Raw genomic sequence first — 18,145 nt, 5'->3', positions numbered from 1 at the left:
TATAAATTAAGAAAAAGAGCCAAAATTTTTAGCTCCTTTACGATTTTTCCTTTTTTATTAATTCTTTTAGTTCATCAATAAAAACATTAATATCTTTAAATTGGCGGTAAACGGAGGCGAATCGCACGTAGGCAACCTCATCTACATGTGCCAGCCTGTCCATAACCATTTCGCCAACCGCCTCACTTTTAATCTCAGAAATCCCTTGGCTGCGAAGGTCTTTTTCAACACCATGTGTTATATCTTCTAATTCCTTTAAAGCGACTGGGCGTTTCTCGCACGCCTTAATAAGGCCCCTAAGAATTTTATCACGGCTGAATTCTTCTCTTGTTCCTTCCTTCTTCACCACAATCAGGGGAATCTCTTCAATCTTTTCAAAAGTAGTAAACCGATAGCCGCATTCCTCGCATTCTCTTCTTCTCCGTGTTGCACGTCCTTCATCAACAGGCCGGGAATCAAGCACACGTGTACCGTAATTTTGACATGAAGGGCACTTCATTGTTAATCAACTCCAAATCTGAATAAAAGAACTTGCCAACTGGTGTTCCCCTAAGGGGTGAAGATAAAGGCGTTATACGTTATGTTTGTACATTTTCTTAATTAGCCCTATAATCCCGAACAATATCCTTAACTTTATCTTATAAAAAAGAGGACTTTAACACAAGTATTGGATTACGAGTTTTTTCTTAATTCGAGAAGGTTATGTAGTTTATTAATCTTTTCATAATAGGATTCAACCCTCTTTTTCAGCTGAGGGTACATGCCTAGAATAGAAAAACTCTCGGAAGAAATATTAAAATCGACTGCCGTTTCCAATGGTTTGACAGAAACAATCGTTACAACAAGAAAGCAAGGGATCGGTTTACTAATTTCAACCGCAATTTCCCCATGATCTTTAGAAACAGTGGTGACTCGACAGTCCGCATCGTCGTGAAATAATTTCTCAACAGACTGAAATATTTGATTAAAGGTCCCCTTGTAATAGTGCGTTTTTAACGAAGCATCCGTGTTTCGGTCAGACGTTTCTAATTGTTTTTTAAACCGTGTAAAAATATTAACCATGATCGCCATACCCCCAAGTTTCTTCCTTTTTATCTATTTTACAACATTCTGTTAAAAATTAAAAAGAGGAGTACGAATTTGTACCCCTCTTTTTGTATTTTTATTAAGAATAAAAAAACTTTGCTGAGTTTACGTTAAAAAGGCTCCACTCACGAAAATCAATTAGCTGACTTTCACCTTTGACATTTTGGAGATTTCTTCTGCCACATAAAGGGCGAGATCGACCACCCGGGCTGAATAGCCCCATTCATTATCATACCAAGCTAACACCTTGACTTTCCTTGTGCCCATCACCAATGTGGAGAGACCATCAATAATGGCGGAATGGGCATTACTATTAAAGTCCACAGATACTAACGGCTCCATCGTAACATCCAAAATACCTTTTAATGAGCCATTAGCAGCTCCTAAAAATGCCTGATTAATATCGTCCAGTGTAACATCACATTTTAAATCGACGACTAGGTCCACTAATGAAACATTGGGCGTAGGTACTCGTAAGGACATCCCATGCAGCTTTCCTTTCAATTGCGGTAGCACTAATGATATTGCCTTTGCCGCACCTGTTGTCGTTGGGATAATAGATTGTCCACATGATCGGGCTCTTCGTAAGTCTTTATGTGGATTATCAATATTCTTCTGATCGTTTGTATAAGCGTGAATGGTTGTCATTAAGCCACATTCAATACCGAATTTTTCATCCAAGACCTTTGCAACAGGTGCGAGACAGTTGGTAGTACAAGAAGCATTGGAGATAATATCATGCTGATTAATATCAAGCATGTCTTCATTTACTCCCATTACAATCGTAACGTCCTCATTTTTACCCGGCGCCGTTAAAATAACCTTTTTGGCACCTGCTTCCAAATGAAGTGCAGCTTGTTCACGGGAATTAAATTTTCCCGTTGCCTCAATCACAATATCGATCCCGAGTTCCCTCCATGGTAATTCCTCAGGAATACGATTATTTAATAGTTTAACTCGTTTACCATTTACGATTAATTCATTATCTAAAGGGACGACATCGCCCTGAAATGGCCCATGATTTGTATCATACTTAATTAGATGAGCTAATGTTTCTGCTGGATAGCTCGCATTGATTGCCACAACCTCAAGATTACCTTCGTAGATTGCTTTTCTAAAAACCATCCTCCCAATTCTTCCAAATCCATTAATTGCTATTCTTGCTTTCATTTTTACGGCTCCTTCCGCATTAGTGTTATACTTTTAACCAGTATTGTTATAATTAGTATAACACATTTAAATTTAATTGTGATAATTCAATGGCGGAAATTTTTAAAATTTAATAATTTTGTGTAACCTATAAGAAAAGCGCAAGCGCCCTGGTCAGCGGCGTATGGCCTAGAGTGCTCCAACTGAGATAAAGGAAAGTCGAAAAGCGGAGGCGCCTTGATCAGGGGCGACAGGCATAAGACGAGCCGGTGAGAAGGCTGCTCTTTAGCCTTCTTGACGGATTGGCTTGTGACCCCGAGCCCCTAGGCGCTGAAGCTAGACAACACGAAGAGCGGCAGCGATTCGATGTTGACTTATCGTAGGGCGGAGCCCGAAGGACACTAGCCGCTAGGGCGCTGGAGCTGGACAATTTTCAAAGTCATTTTTATACTTACTTAATCAAAAATAGAGTAGGCGCATGAAAATTTCATGCGCCTCTCACAGATCCGTACGTGCGGGTCATCGCATACGGCTCCTCCACTTTATCCCCTTTGAGGATGTAGTTCATTGTAAATGTCTAAAAGAAAAACAAGTTTAATTTCTCGAAACCTTTCATTAGGAATCGCAAAATGTACTTGTTCGGTTTTAGAATTCCTCCATCTAGTCATTGAAAGACGCGGAAGGTCGCCCTTCCAATTCCTTTTTCGAAGCTCCCTGTGGAGCTTTCTTATTTTTCTCCAGCTTCTTAGCTGAATCATCCTAAGCCTTCTTCGAATCCATGAGTCTAACTTTTGAAATAAAGTCTTTGAAAATCCAACCCCAAAGTATCTTCCCCATCCTCTAACAATGGGGTTTATTCGATTCTTGACGAATTCTTCCAAATTAACTGTTAGGTTTCTTTTCGTTACATCTTTGATACTTTTCTTGAATTTCTTTACTGCTTTGTCTGATGGAGAATGGAAATACCCTTTTTTGAAAACGTAACCTAGGAAGACAAACGGTTCTTCATAATTATCTACAATTTTAGTTTTGTCAGGGTGAACTTTCAAACCTAATTTTTCCTCTAAGAGCTTCACTACGGTTCTTAGTACTCTTTCTGCACCCTTTCGGGATTTGCAACAGATGACGAAGTCATCCGCATACCTTGTAATACGGTGACCTCTTTCCATCATCATTTCATCGAGTGGATGCAGATAGATGTTTGCTAATAATGGACTGATTACGCCACCCTGAGGACTCCCAGTGTCACTTTCATAAAAACTTCCGTTTTCAAGGATTCCCGATTTTAGGAACTGCATTATTAATGCTAGTACGCTACTGTCCACAACTTCTTCTTTGATTAAATCGATAAGCTTATCATGAGGAATTGAATCAAAATAGGTCTTTATATCCGCATCAATTACAAAGTTATACCCATCCATCAAATCCTGTCGGATTTTATCTATCGCCATATGTGCACTACGGTTCGGACGAAATCCAAAACTACAGTCTAAGAATTTCTGTTCAAAGATTGGTTCAAGTATTCTTTTGGTTGCGGCTTGGAGAATACGGTCTTCTACTGTTGGAATTCCTAGTGGACGTTTTGTACCATCAGCTTTTGGAATGAAAACTCTTCTGACTGGTTTTGCACGATATGTTTTTAAACGCAGAGATTCTTGGAGCACTCTTAAGTTGTGTTCCAATTCTATTTCATACTCTTTAATCGTTACTTTATCCACTCCGTGTGAACCGCGATTTTTCTTCACGTCATAAAAGGCTAGTTCCAGGTTTTGATAGTTCCATAATTTGTCCATTAAGCTGTACCACTTGCGTTTCTTTTTAGAATTCTCCACTACACGTAAGCTTCGTTTTCCTATTGCTTCATTCATGCATTCGTTTCCTTTCCCAATACAATATCAACTGAATAGGTAAAACCAATGGCTGATATTTAATATTAGTACTTCGCCCTAAACAACCTACTTTCTTTCGGTCTCGATTCTTCGGCTTTCTGCCTCATCGACTTCTGTTTAGTACATGACGAGTAGATAAGTTCGTATTGCTTATCTTCCATGGACAGACGGGCTTCGCATCAGTTCACTGCCTTTTGGGTCAATGTCTGCCTTATCAACATTGTGATAAGTCACTTGTCTTTGTGGCGTTTCCAACAAGTTTAATCACTACTATCCCCTGCTCTGACTTCTCACCTTCCATAGTCCATTTCTTGTCCTTCGCGGCTTTGAAAAAGAGTTACCACCTACGGTGGAGATGATGAGATCTCCTTGGGTCACGTTCATCGCCTTTCACTCGAAGCCAGTCCTCATAACTAATAAGATACAGTGTGGTATTGGACGTCCCCATTTTGCGCAGGGTTATCCCATCTTATCAGCCAAAATGGTTACAGCCACCTGTTCCGAGCTTTGCCTTCAAGTCCTCCGCACGAAATCTCACGATACTCGCACTACCTGTTAGCTATACATTTCCGCCACAACGGCATGTTAGGGACTTTCACCCATTAGAGCGATGCGCTGCCAAGCGCACACAAAAAGAGAAGGGGTTAGTCCCTTCTCTTTTTCATTATTTTTGTTTTATTCCCCATTTAGCTAATATCAAAAGAAGCTGCTGTTTCGTCTCATCCAGTGACCCGTTATTGTTAATCACAGCATCTGCAAGCTTGATTTTCTCTGATAATGGCATCTGAGAATTAATTCTTGCTTGTGCATCGGCAATGGTCAGGTTATTTCTTTCCACCAATCTTTGTAATTGTATGTCACGATCCACATAAACCAATATGGTTTTTTCAACCATAGCGGTTAGTTTACTTTCAAATAATAAGGGGATATCTAAAACCACTAGCTCTGCCTTGTTCCTTTTGGCTGTATCCACTTGTTCAAGCATTCTTCGTCTTACCTCTGGATGTGTTAATTCATTTAAACGCTGCCGTTGGTCAGCTTGATGAAAAATTATCGCACCAAGTTTTTGCCGGTCAATTTCTCCAGATTCTAAAAGGATGTCATCGCCAAATTCAGCAATAATTTTCTTGTAAGCAGGTTCACCTTTCATTACCGCTAAGCGGGCTTCTACATCTGCATCGATTACGGTGATAGACATTTCTTTCAACATGTTTGATACTGTACTTTTTCCACTGGCAATTCCGCCTGTTAACCCAATAACGAGTGACATGCTTTATTCCTTTCTAGGGTTATAACTTCATAACTCCAATAATTATTAGTAAGATCCCTGGTAAGAATGTAAATTTTTGAATCCATTCAAATTTATGAAAAAATGTTCCACATTTGATTCCTAATAAAACAAATAGGGAACTCATAATGGCAACAGTAAATGCTAATGAAAAAGGGGAATATCCGAGCATCGCGGCTCCAATCCCTGCTCCAAAAGCATCTAAAGATAAGGCAAATCCAAGCATCAAGGCTTCGATTCCAGTAATCGTACCTGATTGATCAAAATCAGCAGACATCGGTTTTTTTAGGATGTTTATTGCTATTCCTAAGGAACGGATCTCAAAGTTTACAATCGTCTTTTCATGCTTTAGTAATTCTTTTTCTTTCTCAGGACGGAAAAATTGATACAATACCCAAGCACCAAGGGCGATTAGGATAATCCCTCCGAGGCTTGCCGTTAATTTGGGTGAAAGTATCTTTTCCAGTCCATGTCCGATTGACACGGCTATCATTAATGAGACAGCCGAGCAGGAAGCTATAATTAAAACGGATTTAAGCGGCATCACCATTTGCCTTAACCCATAGGTGAAGCCGACGCTAAAGCTGTCAAGACTAAGAGCAAAAGCTAAAATAAGAAGTGAGAACAACTGAACCATGATGTCTAGGGCTCCTTCCTCCAAAATCACTACGATAGTATATGGCAGGAGCCCTTCCAATGTGTTTTGTTATTCTCTTTCGCAAATACTAAAAAGTGTGTCCTAAATTCTTTGGCAATTGGGGCAATAGTGTGTGCCCCTTCCCCCTACGGTCATTTTTTCAAGGGGAGTCCCGCACTTTTTACATTCCTCGCCGGTTCGTCCATAAGCGTATAAATCCAGTTGGAACATGCCAATTTGACCTTGAGAGTTGACATAAGAACGAATCGTGCTGCCACCCTTTTTAACCGCCTCACCTAAGGTAGCAACGATTTCGGCATGAAGAACGGATATTTCCTCTGCACTAAGCGTACTTGCAAGCCGCTCTGGATGGATTCCAGAGCGAAAAAGTGCTTCATCGACATAAATATTACCAAGACCGACAAACAGCTTTTGATCTAATAAGGCCGTTTTAATTTTCCGATTGGTCTTCTTTAGTTTTTCAGCTAAGTAATCTTTTGTAAACTCCTCCGAAAACGGCTCAGGGCCAAGTTCCAATAACGGAGGCTGAATAAATTCTTCACCTTTTTTAAAGAGATGCATCGTCCCAAATTTGCGGACATCACGATAGCGCAGCTCGGTCCCATCAGTAAAATGAAAAATTACATGTGTGTGCTTGTCAAATAACTCTTCTTTTGGAAATAGACCATATTTGCCCTCCATTCGTAAATGAGACACCAAGGCAAATTGATCGGTATAGATAATTAAGAACTTTCCTCTCCGGCCTACATCCGTAATGATTTCCCCTTTTAAGGCATCGATAAATTGTTCCACCTCTACAGGATTTTTGATGATTTTCGGCCAAAAGACAGTAATGTTGGCAATTTCCTTATGAAGAACGAGATGTTTTAATGTTTTTCTAACCGTTTCTACTTCAGGAAGCTCTGGCAATTTAGATCCCCCTTTTTATTTAGCATCAAACCAGGTTGGACCATATGCATAGTCCACCTTCAATGGCACTTTTAACTCAAGGGCATTTTCCATGACATCAGGAACTAATTTCTTTAAAATCTCAATCTCCTCTTCAGGCGCTTCAAAGATAAGTTCGTCATGCACCTGGAGTAAAAGTCTAGTTTTGAGCCCTTTATCCTTTAAAGCTTCATCCATATCAATCATCGCTTTTTTGATGATATCAGCAGCGGTCCCCTGGATCGGCGTATTCATTGCCGTTCTTTCTGCAAAGCTTCGTAAATTAAAATTACGAGCGGTTATTTCAGGGAGGTACCGTCTTCTTTGCATTAAGGTGGTTACATACCCTTTTTGCCGGGCCGAATGAATAATATCATCCATATATTCCTTAACTCCAGGATACGTATGAAGATATCTGTCAATAAACTGCCCTGCTTCTTTTCTGGTGATTCCCAAGGATTGTGATAGTCCATAATCACTGATTCCATAGACAATCCCAAAGTTTACAGCCTTTGCCTGGCGGCGCATATTAGAGGTAACTTCATCTGCATCAACATGAAATACCTCCATCGCGGTTTTCGTATGAATATCCATATCATGCCTAAAGGCATCAATAAGCTTTTCATCACCCGCTATATCGGCAAGTACACGCAGTTCAATTTGCGAATAATCTGCGGCAAAAATGACCCAGCCCTCTTCGGATGGTACGAACGCCTGACGGATTTTCCGCCCTTCCTCAAGGCGAATAGGGATATTTTGCAGGTTCGGATCAATAGAGCTTAATCTACCTGTTGCGGTTAACGTTTGCTGATATCTTGTATGGACCTTTCCTGTTTTTGGATTGATGACTTTCAGCAGGCCCTCAATATAAGTAGATTGCAGCTTTCCGAGCTGGCGATATAGAAGGATATACTGTATGATTTCATGGTCCTCTGCTAATTTCTCTAGTACATCCGCTGACGTCGAGTGACCTGTCTTTGTTTTCTTGTAAGAATAGAGGCCTAATTTTTCAAAAAGAATGACGCCTAATTGTTTAGGCGAGTTAATGTTAAATTTTTCACCAGCTAACTCACATATTTTTCCTTCAATTTCTACTAGTCTCTCTGTTAGTTCTTTCCCCATCAGCTGAAGCCGGTCTTGTTCGACCTTAATTCCGCAGGATTCCATATCCGCTAAGATAAGGGATAAAGGCATTTCTAACTCATTAAAAAGTTCATATTGTTCATTTTCCCTTAATTCATCTTCGAGCTTCTCTCTTAACTCTGACATAGCGAGGCTTTTACGAACAAGATGCTCGGCAAGCTTTGGAACTTCAGGAATTTTCCGCTTCGCTCCTTTTCCATAAAAGGATTCATCTGATTGAATATTATAAATATCATATCTTTTCGCTATCGCAGCAAGATCATCGATATTTTCCGATGGGTTAACCAAATATGCACCCATTAATATATCAAAATCGGTTCCCTTTAAATGAATATTATATCTTCGTAAAGAAACCTCAGAGCGTTTTGCATCATAAACAATTTTCTTTTTTCGTTCATCCTCCGCCCACTTTTTAAACACATTTGATTTTAACGCCTGCTCGGTCGGCAAGTAATAATGGCCTGTTTCATTGACGATTGAAAAGCCAATAATATCGGCATAGTGATAATTATCGTCAAGCATTTCCACATAAAAATAATTGTTATCTGCAAAGAGATCTTCCGTAATTTCATCAGGAATTTTATAGTCGATATCTTCAAGTACATGTTGCACCGTTTCTATTGGTTCATCGCCAAGTTTTTCTAATAAGGAGTTGAAGCCTAATTCTTTAAATAAGCTGATTAGTTTTTCTCTAGTAAAGCCTTCATACGCAATGGCATCTAACTCAACCTCGATTGGTGCTTGCCGTTCAATTGTCGCAAGTTCCTTGCTCATTAATGCTTGTTCCTTAAATTCAGCTAATTTTTCCTTCAGCTTATTCCCACTAACTTCGTCAATGGAAGCTAATAAGTTTTCCAAGGTGGAAAATTCTTTAAGCAGCTTAATGGCTGTCTTTTCTCCTACCCCCGGAACTCCAGGGATATTATCGGATGGATCACCCATTAGGCCTTTCATATCAATGATTTGCTCTGGAGTCAGACCGTATTTTTCGGCAACATGCTCGGGTGTGTACACCTCAATATCTGTTATTCCTTTTCTGGTAATCCCGACAGTGGTAATCGGAGAGGATAGTTGAGTTAAATCTTTATCTCCAGAGATTACTTTTACTTCAAAGCCATCTTTTTCAGCGGTTAACGAAAGGGTACCAATGATATCATCTGCTTCATAATTTTCGAGCTCATACCTAGAAATCCCGTACGCATCCAGCAGCTCACGAATGAAAGGGAACTGCTCTGACAGTTCAGGCGGCGTTTTTTGCCGGCCGCCCTTGTACTCGCCAAAGGTCTTATGCCGAAACGTGGTTTTACCTGCATCAAATGCCACCAGCATATGGGTTGGCTTTTCATCCTCCAATATTTTCATTAACATCATTGTAAAACCGTAAACTGCATTGGTATGTATTCCTTTATCATTATTAAGTAAAGGGAGCGCAAAAAAAGCGCGATAGGCAATACTATTCCCATCAATGAGTACAAGCTTTTTCTTTTCCATTAACTTTCACCATCCATCAAAATCATTTCTTTTGGCAGTTCAACGATAAATTCACTGCCCTCACCAAGTTTACTCCTTACACTTATACTGCCGTGATGGGCCTCCATTAAATGTTTCACAATGGCTAGCCCCAGGCCTGTACCGCCGGAGTTTCGACTTCTCGCCCGGTCAACCCGATAAAACCGTTCAAATATTCGGGGTATATCTTCTTTGCTAATGCCAACTCCGGTATCTTTTATAGATATGCGCACTCTTTCATCACAGTCAATTAGGATAATTCTCACTGCTCCATCTGCCGGTGTATAGGTAATCGCATTATTGATAAGATTGATAAACACTTGCTTTAAGCGATCCAAGTCCCCATTTATGAGGACTTTGTTCAGTTTACTGTGAAACTCGAGCTGAATGTTTTTCGCCTTTGCTTTACCGTCTAAAAGATTCATGACATCTTGAAGCACGGAGTATACATCGATCAACTGAATATTTAATTTAAAGCCATGCTGCTCAATTTTTGAAAGCTCTAATAGGTCTTGAATCAAAGTCTGCAGACGGTCGCTTTCTTTTAATATAATCGAGAGAAACGATTGAAGCGTTTCTTTGTTATTCATCGCGCCATCCAAGAGGGTTTCAGTAAAACCCTTAATAGAGGTGACTGGTGTTTTTAATTCATGAGAAACATTGGCGACAAAATCCTTGCGCATTTGTTCCAGTTTCTTCATTTCTGAAATATCGTGGAATACGAGCAATACTCCCTTCCAGACATTGTTAGCGCCAATAATTGGTACACCATAAACAATAAAATATTTCCTTTCAATCTGCAAAGGTAAACGTAATTGTTTGCTTACCTTTTGTTCAGTCCGAAATACCTCAGCAACGAGCTGGCGAATCTCTTCATAATCGATAACCTCATAATATTGTTTATTTATATAATCACTTGGATCAATATGAAAAATATCAATATAACCCTTATTAACTAAATTAATATACCCTCTACTGTCAAATAGAATTAAACCCGCACCCATATTTTCTATCAAAGCGCTTAAGCGGTCCTGCTGTATTTCCCGAACTTTGGTGAGTTCCTGCAGATTCTCTGCCAACATGTTAATTGAAGAACCTAACATCCCGGTATCATCTATCCTGTTCACTTTTGTTCGGGCACGGTAGTTTCCTTGTGCAAGTTCGATTGCCACCTCGGTGGCCGCTTTAATTGGCTTTGTATATCTTGTGGTAATACTGATTGCAAGAATGACCGTGACAATTACAGCGGTTCCTAGGCCGGCAGTTAAAAGCAGCCAAATTTCCACTTTTATCTTGTCATTCAGCGTCTCCAAAAAATTATATTTAAAAAACTGCCCCAGAACTATTCCTAAGCCAACTAGGACCACGATAATTAAACTAGTTAATATAATGAAAGCCCTCGAACGGAACTTAATCATTCTCCTTTAGGCTCCTCCAATTTATAGCCCAGGCCGCGTATCGTTTTGATATAGGCAGGCTTTTTAGTATCTGCTTCAATCTTTTCTCGCAGATGTGAAATATGAACATCCACAATTCTAGTATCGCCTGCAAAGTCATAATTCCAAACAGCACTCAGCAATTGATCCCGAGTCAATACACGACCTTTATTTTGTCCAAGAAACAGAAGCAATTCAAATTCCTTTAGAGTTAATTCTAGTTGATCCTCTTGGAAAAAAGCTTCATATTTTCCCGGGTAGATGGTTAATTTCCCAATCTGGATTTGCTCCTCTGCTTGATCATTGTCACTTGCTGATTCGGTTTGGAATTGTGATCTTCTTAAAATCGCTTTGACCCGGGCGATAACCTCCCGCGGACTAAAAGGCTTGACCATATAATCATCAGCACCAAGTTCGAGTCCTAAAATTTTATCAAGTTCATCGTCTTTGGCCGTTAACATTAGGATTGGCGTCATAATATTTTGTTGCCGAAGCTTTTTGCAAACATCCATTCCATCTAATGTTGGCAGCATTAAATCTAAAACTATAATATCAGGGGACTCGGTTTCGGCTAATCGTTTTCCCTCAGCCCCATCCATTGCCGTAACAACCTCAAAGCCTGCCTGTTCTAAATTATATTGAAGTAAGGTCACAATTGATTGTTCATCGTCAACAACTAGTACTTTATTCTTCATAAAATAAACCCCCACCCTCTAGATATCCTCATTATATATATAAGGAATATGGATTATCTAGTTTTTGGGGCTGATAAAGATATTTGTTATATAAGAACGCTTTCTTGTAAAAAAGTTTACATAAAATTCACAATTCTCGCTAGTTTCGTCATTTTTGTTTTATACAATAGTATTTGTAAAAGAAAGGATGTGTAATATGGCCTATAAACCACGAACTGTACCAGAAGATTTAAAGGTTCTACGGATCTTAAATAATCGAATAGATTTAACATCGGAACAGCATAAGTACTATCTATATAAAGAGAAGGGTTTTGAAGGGGAGGTCCGGTTTGATATATTAACAGAGCAACTGCAGAGTGATTGCTTGATTTTAAATGATTTGTATCTTGAAGTTAATAACACATCGTTTCAGCTTGATACCTCCATTATTTTTCAAAATACTTTTTATTTCTTTGAGATTAAAAATTTGGAAGGAGATTATTGCTATCGAGAGAAACGATTTGAGACGAATTTGGGAAAGATTATAAAAAACCCTCTTGACCAGATAAAGAGGAGCAACACCTTACTACTTCAATTATTCCAAAAACTAGGTTTTTCCCAATCTATTGAGCCCTACGTTGTATTTGTAAATCCAGACTTTTTCTTGTATCAAGCTCCAATGGATCAGCCCATTATCTATCCCCCACAGTTAAAAATGCTTATGAGAAAACTAGATAATACGCCATCTAAATTAACGAACCTGCATAAAAAGATGGCAGATAAGCTCATTTCATTGCATCAGGTTCAATCCCCTTATTCCAATTCAAAGATTCCAACTTATGAATACAATCAATTACGCAAAGATATTACATGTTCTGTATGTCATTCTTTTTCGTGTTCTGTTTCTAATGGTAATGTTTTATGCGTTGATTGCAGGCATGTAGAGAGTGTGGAATCTGCTGTTTTACGGTGTGTAGAGGAGATTCGGTTATTATTTCCGAATATGAGGATTACTACTAATGGCGTTTTTGAGTGGTGTGGAATAATAGATTCAAAAAAGGTCATTCGACGGATACTTAAAAAGAACTTTAAATCAATAGGGGAAAGAAAATTACGTTATTTTGAGTAAAGACCAATGAGCAGCAGGAATGAAGTTATTTGTGTGTTGGTCATACCTTCCAGGTTGAGCAAGTAGAAGGCATCTATTTACCATGTAGCCTCATATTATAAAAAGTGGGTCAATGATATTTTTTTCATTGACCTTTTCACCCTCTTTCTCTATCCCTCGGTCAATAAACCCTTCTTTCTTTTCCCTTATAGACCTCTTTTTCTCTTCGACGGGCAATGAAACTCTTTTTCTTTTCCCCTGTGGACCTGTCTTTCTCCTCGGCGGGCAATGAAACCCTCTTTCTTTAACCCTATAGACCTCTTTTTCTCTTCGACGGGCAATGAAACTCTTTTTCTTTTCCCCTTTAGATCTCTTTTTCTCTTCGCCGGGCAATGAAACCCTTTTTCTTTTCCCCTTTAGACCTCCTTTTTCTCTTCAGCGGCCAATGAAACCTTTTTCTTTTCCCCTATAAACCTCTTTTTCCTCTTTGGCGGGCAATGAAACTCTTTTTCTTTTCCCCTTTAGACCTCTTTTTCTCTTCGACGGGCAATGAAACCCTTTTTATTTTCCCCTTTAGACCTCTTTTTCTCTTCGACGGGCAATGAAACCCTTTTTCTTTTCCCCTTTAGACCTCTTTTTCTCTTCGCCAGGCAATGAAACTCTTTTTCTTTTCTCCTTAGACCTTTTTTTCTCTTCGGCGGGCAATGAAACCTTTTTCTTTTCTCCTTAGACCTCTTTTTCCTCTTCGCCGGGTAATGAAACCCTTTTTCTTTTCCCCTTTAGACCTCTTTTTCTCTTCGCCGGGCAATGAAACTCTTTTTCTTTTCTCCTTAGACCTCTTTTTTCTCTTCGGCGGGCAATGAAACCCTCTTTCTTTAACTCTATAGACCTCTTTTTCGCCTCGGCGGTCAATGAAGCTTACCTTCATTGACCGCAATTGCCTCTGTTCTTTTAAGATTGTCCATCAAGAAATTTGTCCATCTTAAAATCAAAAATTATCCAAAACCTTCCCGTGGATATCCTCTAACCGATGTGGCGGGCACACCATCAACTTTCCCTCAATCACCATCTCATTCGCTTCATTCATCCCGACGACACGAATAACCACCACATGATCGGTCCGTTTCACCTCCATCACCTCGAATAGAAACTCGACCGTCCCATAATGATAAACCGGCTTAAGAAACTCTATCTCCTGTTTCAAAATATAACTACCAGGTCCCGGCAAATATTTAGATACGGCAGAAGTCATAATACCTATCAGCATAATACTTGGGACAATCGGCTTTTCAAATGGAGTTTGGGAAGCATAGTCATGTTGAATATAAAGAGGGTTTGCATCATCAGTCAGTCCTAAATATAAAAGGAGATCCTTGTCTTCCATTCTTTCCGTTAATGATAACTTTTCACCAACACTTATCTCTTCAATTTGCCGGCCAAGCCTTCTTTTTTTTCCTAAAAGCATCACATCACACCCTTATTGTAAGCGATTACATAATACATAGAGAAATTCGGAGACCGACTATGATCTCCGAACCGACTTTTATTAGATTAACACTTGCATTACATTGCGAACAGATTCTACTGATTTATCTAATGCAGCCTTTTCTTCAGCAGTTAAATCTAATTCAATCACCTTTTCGATCCCATTTGCCCCAAGAATCGTTGGTACGCCTAGATAAATACCTTCATAGCCAAACTCGCCTTCTAGGAACGCGATAGATGGTAATACACGGCGTTGATCTTTAAGAATTGCTTCACACATTTCAACTAAAGAAGCAGCCGGCGCGTAGTAAGCACTTCCATTTCCAAGAAGGTTAACGATTTCTCCGCCGCCTTTTCTAGTACGCTCCACAATCGCCTCTAACCGGTCTTTCGGAATTAAAGTTTCTAGTGGGATACCACCAGCATAAGAGTAACGTACAAGCGGCACCATATCGTCACCATGGCCGCCGAGAACGAAGCCTGTAACATCTTTTACAGAAACGTTTAACTCTTGAGCAACAAATGTACGGAAACGCGCAGTATCAAGTACACCGGATTGACCAATTACACGATTTTTAGGGAAACCAGATTCCTTGAATACCGTGTAAGTCATCGCATCAACTGGGTTAGTTAAGACCAAAATGGTACAATTTGGAGAAAATTTAACGATCTCTTGTGTAACGCTTTTCATAACCTTTTGGTTTGTTTGCACTAAATCGTCACGGCTCATGCCTGGTTTACGTGCAATACCAGCTGTAATGACAACAATATCAGAATCACGTGTATCCTCATAGTTAGATGTACCAGTAATGTTGGCATCAAAACCTTGAACCGGACTCGCTTCAAGCATATCTAATGCTTTACCTTTTGTAGGGTTTTCCATTGGAGCTATATCAACTAAAACGACATCTCCAAGTTCTTTTTGAGCTAGTAAAAATGCTGTTGTTGCACCAGTAAAACCGCCGCCGATTACAGAAATCTTTTTACGTTTTAATGACATTTTAAGCTCTCCCTTTGAACGTATTAGTTTTTAAAACAGCCTACATATAGGAAGGGGCTGTTAATAACAGCCCCTGTTCCTGATAAAAGCATTTAGAGAACAAGGTTTCTTAATAAGTTCATGCCGCCTTACCAGCGTATGATTATTCCATGTTCTTGATAAGCTCGTCACCAAACTCTGATGTTTTCACTTCAGTTGCCCCATCCATTAAACGAGCAAAGTCGTAAGTAACAACTTTAGAAGCAATTGTCTTTTCAACTGATTTTATGACCATAGTTGCTGCTTCATTCCAGCCTAAGTGTTCAAGCAATAACACTCCTGATAAAATAACTGATGATGGATTTACTTTATCTAGACCAGCATATTTTGGTGCAGTACCGTGTGTTGCTTCAAAGATAGCGTGCCCAGTTTCATAGTTGATGTTAGCTCCTGGTGCGATACCGATACCGCCAACTTGGGCTGCAAGTGCATCAGAGATATAGTCACCGTTTAGGTTTAATGTTGCCACGACATCAAACTCGCGTGGACGAGTAAGGATTTGTTGTAAGAAGATATCAGCAATCGCATCTTTTACGATGATCTTGCCAGCAGCTTCAGCATCAGCTTGTGCTTTGTTCGCAGCATCTGAGCCTTGTTCTGCTTTAATGCGGTCGTATTGTGCCCAAGTGAACACTTTATCGCCGAATTCTTTTTCTGCTAGAGCATAGCCCCAGTTTTTAAATGCGCCTTCAGTGAATTTCATGATATTCCCTTTATGCACTAAAGTAACAGATTTACGGCCTTCTTTAATGGCATAATTAATCGCCGCACGGACTAGACGATTTGTACCCTCTTCAGAAACCGGCTTAATGCCAATTCCAGATGTTTCAGGGAATCTAATCTTGTTAACGCCCATTTCATTTTGCAAGAAGTCGATAACCTTCTTTGCTGCATCAGTTCCTTTTTCATATTCAATTCCAGCATAAATATCTTCAGTATTTTCACGGAAGATTACCATATCAGTATCTTCTGGACGCTTAACTGGTGAAGGAACACCTTCAAACCATCTCACTGGACGTAAGCATACAAACAAATCTAACTCTTGACGCAGGGCAACGTTTAGTGAACGAATTCCTCCGCCAACAGGAGTAGTTAATGGACCTTTGATTGCAATCAGATATTCATTGATTACATCAAGTGTTTCTTTAGGAAGCCACTCACCAGTTTGGTTAAATGCCTTTTCGCCAGCTAGAACTTCCTTCCATACTAACTTACGCTCGCCTTTATAGGCCTTTTCTACAGCTGCATTTAAAACTCTCTCCGAAGCAGCCCAAATATCAGGTCCAATTCCGTCCCCTTCGATAAATGGAATAATAGGATTGTTTGGTACATTTAATACACCGTTTGTTACTGTAATTTTTTCGCCTTGCATTAGTTGATCTCCCTCCTGGTATGTATAAACCTTTAAACTTTGTTCGTGATCTATCAAAAGACTGAATCAAAGGTTAGAGCGTTAATCCTCTAACCTTTATTAATTCAATTCTATTGAATCAATTTTTTGAAAAAAAGTAAAATATTAACCTCTTTGCTCAACTGGCACATATTTTTGCATGCCAGGACCTGTATATTCGGCACGTGGACGGATTAGACGGTTATTTTCATATTGTTCTAAAATATGAGCTAACCAGCCTGAGACACGGCTTACCGCAAAGATTGGTGTCATTAAATCATGGTCAATCCCTAAGCTATGATACACAGAAGCTGAATAAAAATCCACGTTTGGCGGTAATTTCTTTTCGCCTGTCACAATGGCTTCAATCTGAACAGACATATCATACCAGTGTGGTTCCCCAGTCAACTCAGTCAATTTCTTAGACATTTCTTTTAAATGCTTTGCTCTAGGGTCGCCTTTCCGGTATACCCTGTGACCAAATCCCATGATTTTTTCTTTGTTTGCGAGTTTACCGCGAACGTATGGTTCAACATTTTCGAGAGTGCCAATCTCAGATAACATTTTCATTACCGCTTCATTTGCACCGCCATGAAGTGGTCCCTTTAAGGCACCAATGGCAGATGTAATACCTGAATAAACATCAGATAATGTCGCGACACACACACGGGCAGTAAAGGTAGATGCATTCAACTCATGGTCTGCATGTAACACCAATGCCTTATTCATCGCTTCTACCGCAATTGGTTCCGGATCTTTCCCGGTTAACATATATAAGAAGTTAGCTGCAAAGCTTAAATCTTTTCGTGGTGCCACTGGTTCAAGCCCTTTTCTCACCCGGGCAAACGTGGTTACAATGGCAGGCATTTTTGCTTGCAGACGAACTGCTTTTCGATAGTTAGCATCATCGTCCATTATGTCTGCTTCATCATCATATAAACCTAACAAGGAAACTGCTGAACGAAGGGCTGCCATTGGATGCACCTTCTTAATTGGATACATTTTAAAGTGCTGGATGACTTCCGGGGGCAGGGCTGAGTTTTCAGCTAACTGTATTTTTAGCTCCGCTAACTCTTCTGCATTCGGTAATCTTCGATGCCATAATAAATAAATAACCTCTTCAAAACTAGCATTTACTGCTAAGTCATCAATGTCATAGCCAACATATGTCAGTGTGTCATCAATAATAGAGCTTATGGAAGATGTTGTTGCCACTACCCCTTCAAGACCGCGTGTTACTGTCATAGAAAAATCTCTCCTCACATTCTAAATTTCCCCATCTTTCTAAAAAAACTGTCTGCTGACATTTACTTTTTGCAAATTAGTCAGCTCATCATTACACTTATGCCAGATCAGACCGTTAT

Annotated in this window: 15 protein-coding genes; 1 reads left to right on the top strand and 14 read right to left on the bottom strand. The window is 39.6% G+C overall.

Annotated elements, in window-relative coordinates; genetic code table 11:
* Positions 1-37: 37 nt before the first annotated feature.
* The 10 genes from nrdR to ACZ9EE_RS23085 form a co-directional block, all read right to left on the bottom strand.
* A complete protein-coding gene (gene nrdR / locus ACZ9EE_RS23130) occupies positions 38-499 on the bottom strand; it encodes a transcriptional regulator NrdR (protein WP_144564449.1) in 462 nt (153 codons plus the stop codon).
* Positions 500-672: 173 nt separating this feature from the next.
* On the bottom strand, positions 673-1,062 hold the full coding sequence (locus ACZ9EE_RS23125) for a hypothetical protein (RefSeq protein WP_476030926.1): 390 nt from the start codon (positions 1,060-1,062) through the stop codon (positions 673-675).
* Positions 1,063-1,224: 162 nt separating this feature from the next.
* Entirely contained in the window at positions 1,225-2,256 is a 1,032-nt protein-coding gene (locus ACZ9EE_RS23120) for a glyceraldehyde-3-phosphate dehydrogenase (protein ID WP_476030924.1), read from the bottom strand.
* 521 nt (positions 2,257-2,777) lie between these two features.
* Positions 2,778-4,103 (bottom strand): group II intron reverse transcriptase/maturase, encoded by a 1,326-nt coding sequence (ltrA, locus tag ACZ9EE_RS23115; RefSeq protein WP_476030922.1) that lies wholly within the window; start codon positions 4,101-4,103, stop codon positions 2,778-2,780.
* A 685-nt stretch (positions 4,104-4,788) separates the two neighbouring features.
* Positions 4,789-5,394, bottom strand: coding sequence for a dephospho-CoA kinase (gene coaE / locus ACZ9EE_RS23110; RefSeq protein ID WP_476030920.1), 606 nt, complete (start codon positions 5,392-5,394; stop codon positions 4,789-4,791).
* A gap of 19 nt (positions 5,395-5,413) precedes the next feature.
* Entirely contained in the window at positions 5,414-6,049 is a 636-nt protein-coding gene (gene ytaF / locus ACZ9EE_RS23105; protein WP_476030918.1) for a sporulation membrane protein YtaF, read from the bottom strand.
* Between the two features lie 102 nt (positions 6,050-6,151).
* Positions 6,152-6,979, bottom strand: a complete 828-nt coding sequence (mutM, locus tag ACZ9EE_RS23100; RefSeq protein ID WP_476030916.1) for a DNA-formamidopyrimidine glycosylase — start codon at positions 6,977-6,979, stop codon at positions 6,152-6,154.
* A 15-nt stretch (positions 6,980-6,994) separates the two neighbouring features.
* Positions 6,995-9,631 carry a DNA polymerase I gene (gene polA, locus ACZ9EE_RS23095; RefSeq protein ID WP_476030914.1) on the bottom strand — a complete coding sequence of 879 codons (2,637 nt, stop codon included), beginning with the start codon at positions 9,629-9,631 and terminating at the stop codon, positions 6,995-6,997.
* Positions 9,631-11,067, bottom strand: a complete 1,437-nt coding sequence (pnpS, locus tag ACZ9EE_RS23090) for a two-component system histidine kinase PnpS (protein ID WP_476030912.1) — start codon at positions 11,065-11,067, stop codon at positions 9,631-9,633. The genes polA and pnpS overlap by 1 nt, the downstream gene beginning before the upstream one ends.
* Positions 11,064-11,780 (bottom strand): response regulator, encoded by a 717-nt coding sequence (locus ACZ9EE_RS23085; RefSeq protein WP_476030910.1) that lies wholly within the window; start codon positions 11,778-11,780, stop codon positions 11,064-11,066. The genes pnpS and ACZ9EE_RS23085 overlap by 4 nt, the downstream gene beginning before the upstream one ends.
* Positions 11,781-11,976: 196 nt before the next feature.
* Here ACZ9EE_RS23085 and ACZ9EE_RS23080 point away from each other — a divergent pair, with 196 nt between their 5' ends.
* Entirely contained in the window at positions 11,977-12,888 is a 912-nt protein-coding gene (locus ACZ9EE_RS23080) for a nuclease-related domain-containing protein (RefSeq protein WP_476030908.1), read from the top strand.
* 967 nt (positions 12,889-13,855) lie between these two features.
* On the opposite strand, the gene ACZ9EE_RS23075 is transcribed toward ACZ9EE_RS23080, so the two are convergent.
* From ACZ9EE_RS23075 to citZ, 4 genes are all read right to left on the bottom strand, one after another.
* Entirely contained in the window at positions 13,856-14,332 is a 477-nt protein-coding gene (locus ACZ9EE_RS23075; protein ID WP_476030906.1) for a MaoC family dehydratase, read from the bottom strand.
* Positions 14,333-14,413: 81 nt separating this feature from the next.
* Complete coding sequence (gene mdh, locus ACZ9EE_RS23070) at positions 14,414-15,352, bottom strand: malate dehydrogenase (RefSeq protein WP_476030904.1); 939 nt, start codon at positions 15,350-15,352, stop codon at positions 14,414-14,416.
* A 142-nt stretch (positions 15,353-15,494) separates the two neighbouring features.
* Entirely contained in the window at positions 15,495-16,763 is a 1,269-nt protein-coding gene (gene icd, locus ACZ9EE_RS23065) for an NADP-dependent isocitrate dehydrogenase (protein WP_476030902.1), read from the bottom strand.
* 144 nt (positions 16,764-16,907) lie between these two features.
* Positions 16,908-18,026, bottom strand: coding sequence for a citrate synthase (gene citZ, locus ACZ9EE_RS23060; RefSeq protein WP_476030900.1), 1,119 nt, complete (start codon positions 18,024-18,026; stop codon positions 16,908-16,910).
* Between the last annotated feature and the right edge of the window lie 119 nt (positions 18,027-18,145).

This window comes from Bacillus sp. URHA0034 (genome assembly GCF_056280405.1).
The sequence above is the reverse complement of the archived record's forward strand: the minus strand, read 5'-3'. Positions and strand labels throughout refer to the sequence as shown.

Bases quoted from the DNA above. Each gene is read 5' to 3' on its own strand.
- ytaF (WP_476030918.1), bottom strand. From the start codon at position 6,049: ATGGTTCAGTTGTTCTCACTTCTTATTTTAGCTTTTGCTCTTAGTCTT.
- citZ (WP_476030900.1), bottom strand. From the start codon at position 18,026: ATGACAGTAACACGCGGTCTTGAAGGGGTAGTGGCAACAACATCTTCC.
- nrdR (WP_144564449.1), bottom strand. From the start codon at position 499: ATGAAGTGCCCTTCATGTCAAAATTACGGTACACGTGTGCTTGATTCC.
- ACZ9EE_RS23085 (WP_476030910.1), bottom strand. From the start codon at position 11,780: ATGAAGAATAAAGTACTAGTTGTTGACGATGAACAATCAATTGTGACC.
- pnpS (WP_476030912.1), bottom strand. From the start codon at position 11,067: ATGATTAAGTTCCGTTCGAGGGCTTTCATTATATTAACTAGTTTAATT.
- ACZ9EE_RS23080 (WP_476030908.1), top strand. From the start codon at position 11,977: ATGGCCTATAAACCACGAACTGTACCAGAAGATTTAAAGGTTCTACGG.
- coaE (WP_476030920.1), bottom strand. From the start codon at position 5,394: ATGTCACTCGTTATTGGGTTAACAGGCGGAATTGCCAGTGGAAAAAGT.
- polA (WP_476030914.1), bottom strand. From the start codon at position 9,631: ATGGAAAAGAAAAAGCTTGTACTCATTGATGGGAATAGTATTGCCTAT.
- ACZ9EE_RS23125 (WP_476030926.1), bottom strand. From the start codon at position 1,062: ATGGTTAATATTTTTACACGGTTTAAAAAACAATTAGAAACGTCTGAC.
- icd (WP_476030902.1), bottom strand. From the start codon at position 16,763: ATGCAAGGCGAAAAAATTACAGTAACAAACGGTGTATTAAATGTACCA.
- ACZ9EE_RS23120 (WP_476030924.1), bottom strand. From the start codon at position 2,256: ATGAAAGCAAGAATAGCAATTAATGGATTTGGAAGAATTGGGAGGATG.
- mdh (WP_476030904.1), bottom strand. From the start codon at position 15,352: ATGTCATTAAAACGTAAAAAGATTTCTGTAATCGGCGGCGGTTTTACT.
- ACZ9EE_RS23075 (WP_476030906.1), bottom strand. From the start codon at position 14,332: ATGCTTTTAGGAAAAAAAAGAAGGCTTGGCCGGCAAATTGAAGAGATA.
- ltrA (WP_476030922.1), bottom strand. From the start codon at position 4,103: ATGAATGAAGCAATAGGAAAACGAAGCTTACGTGTAGTGGAGAATTCT.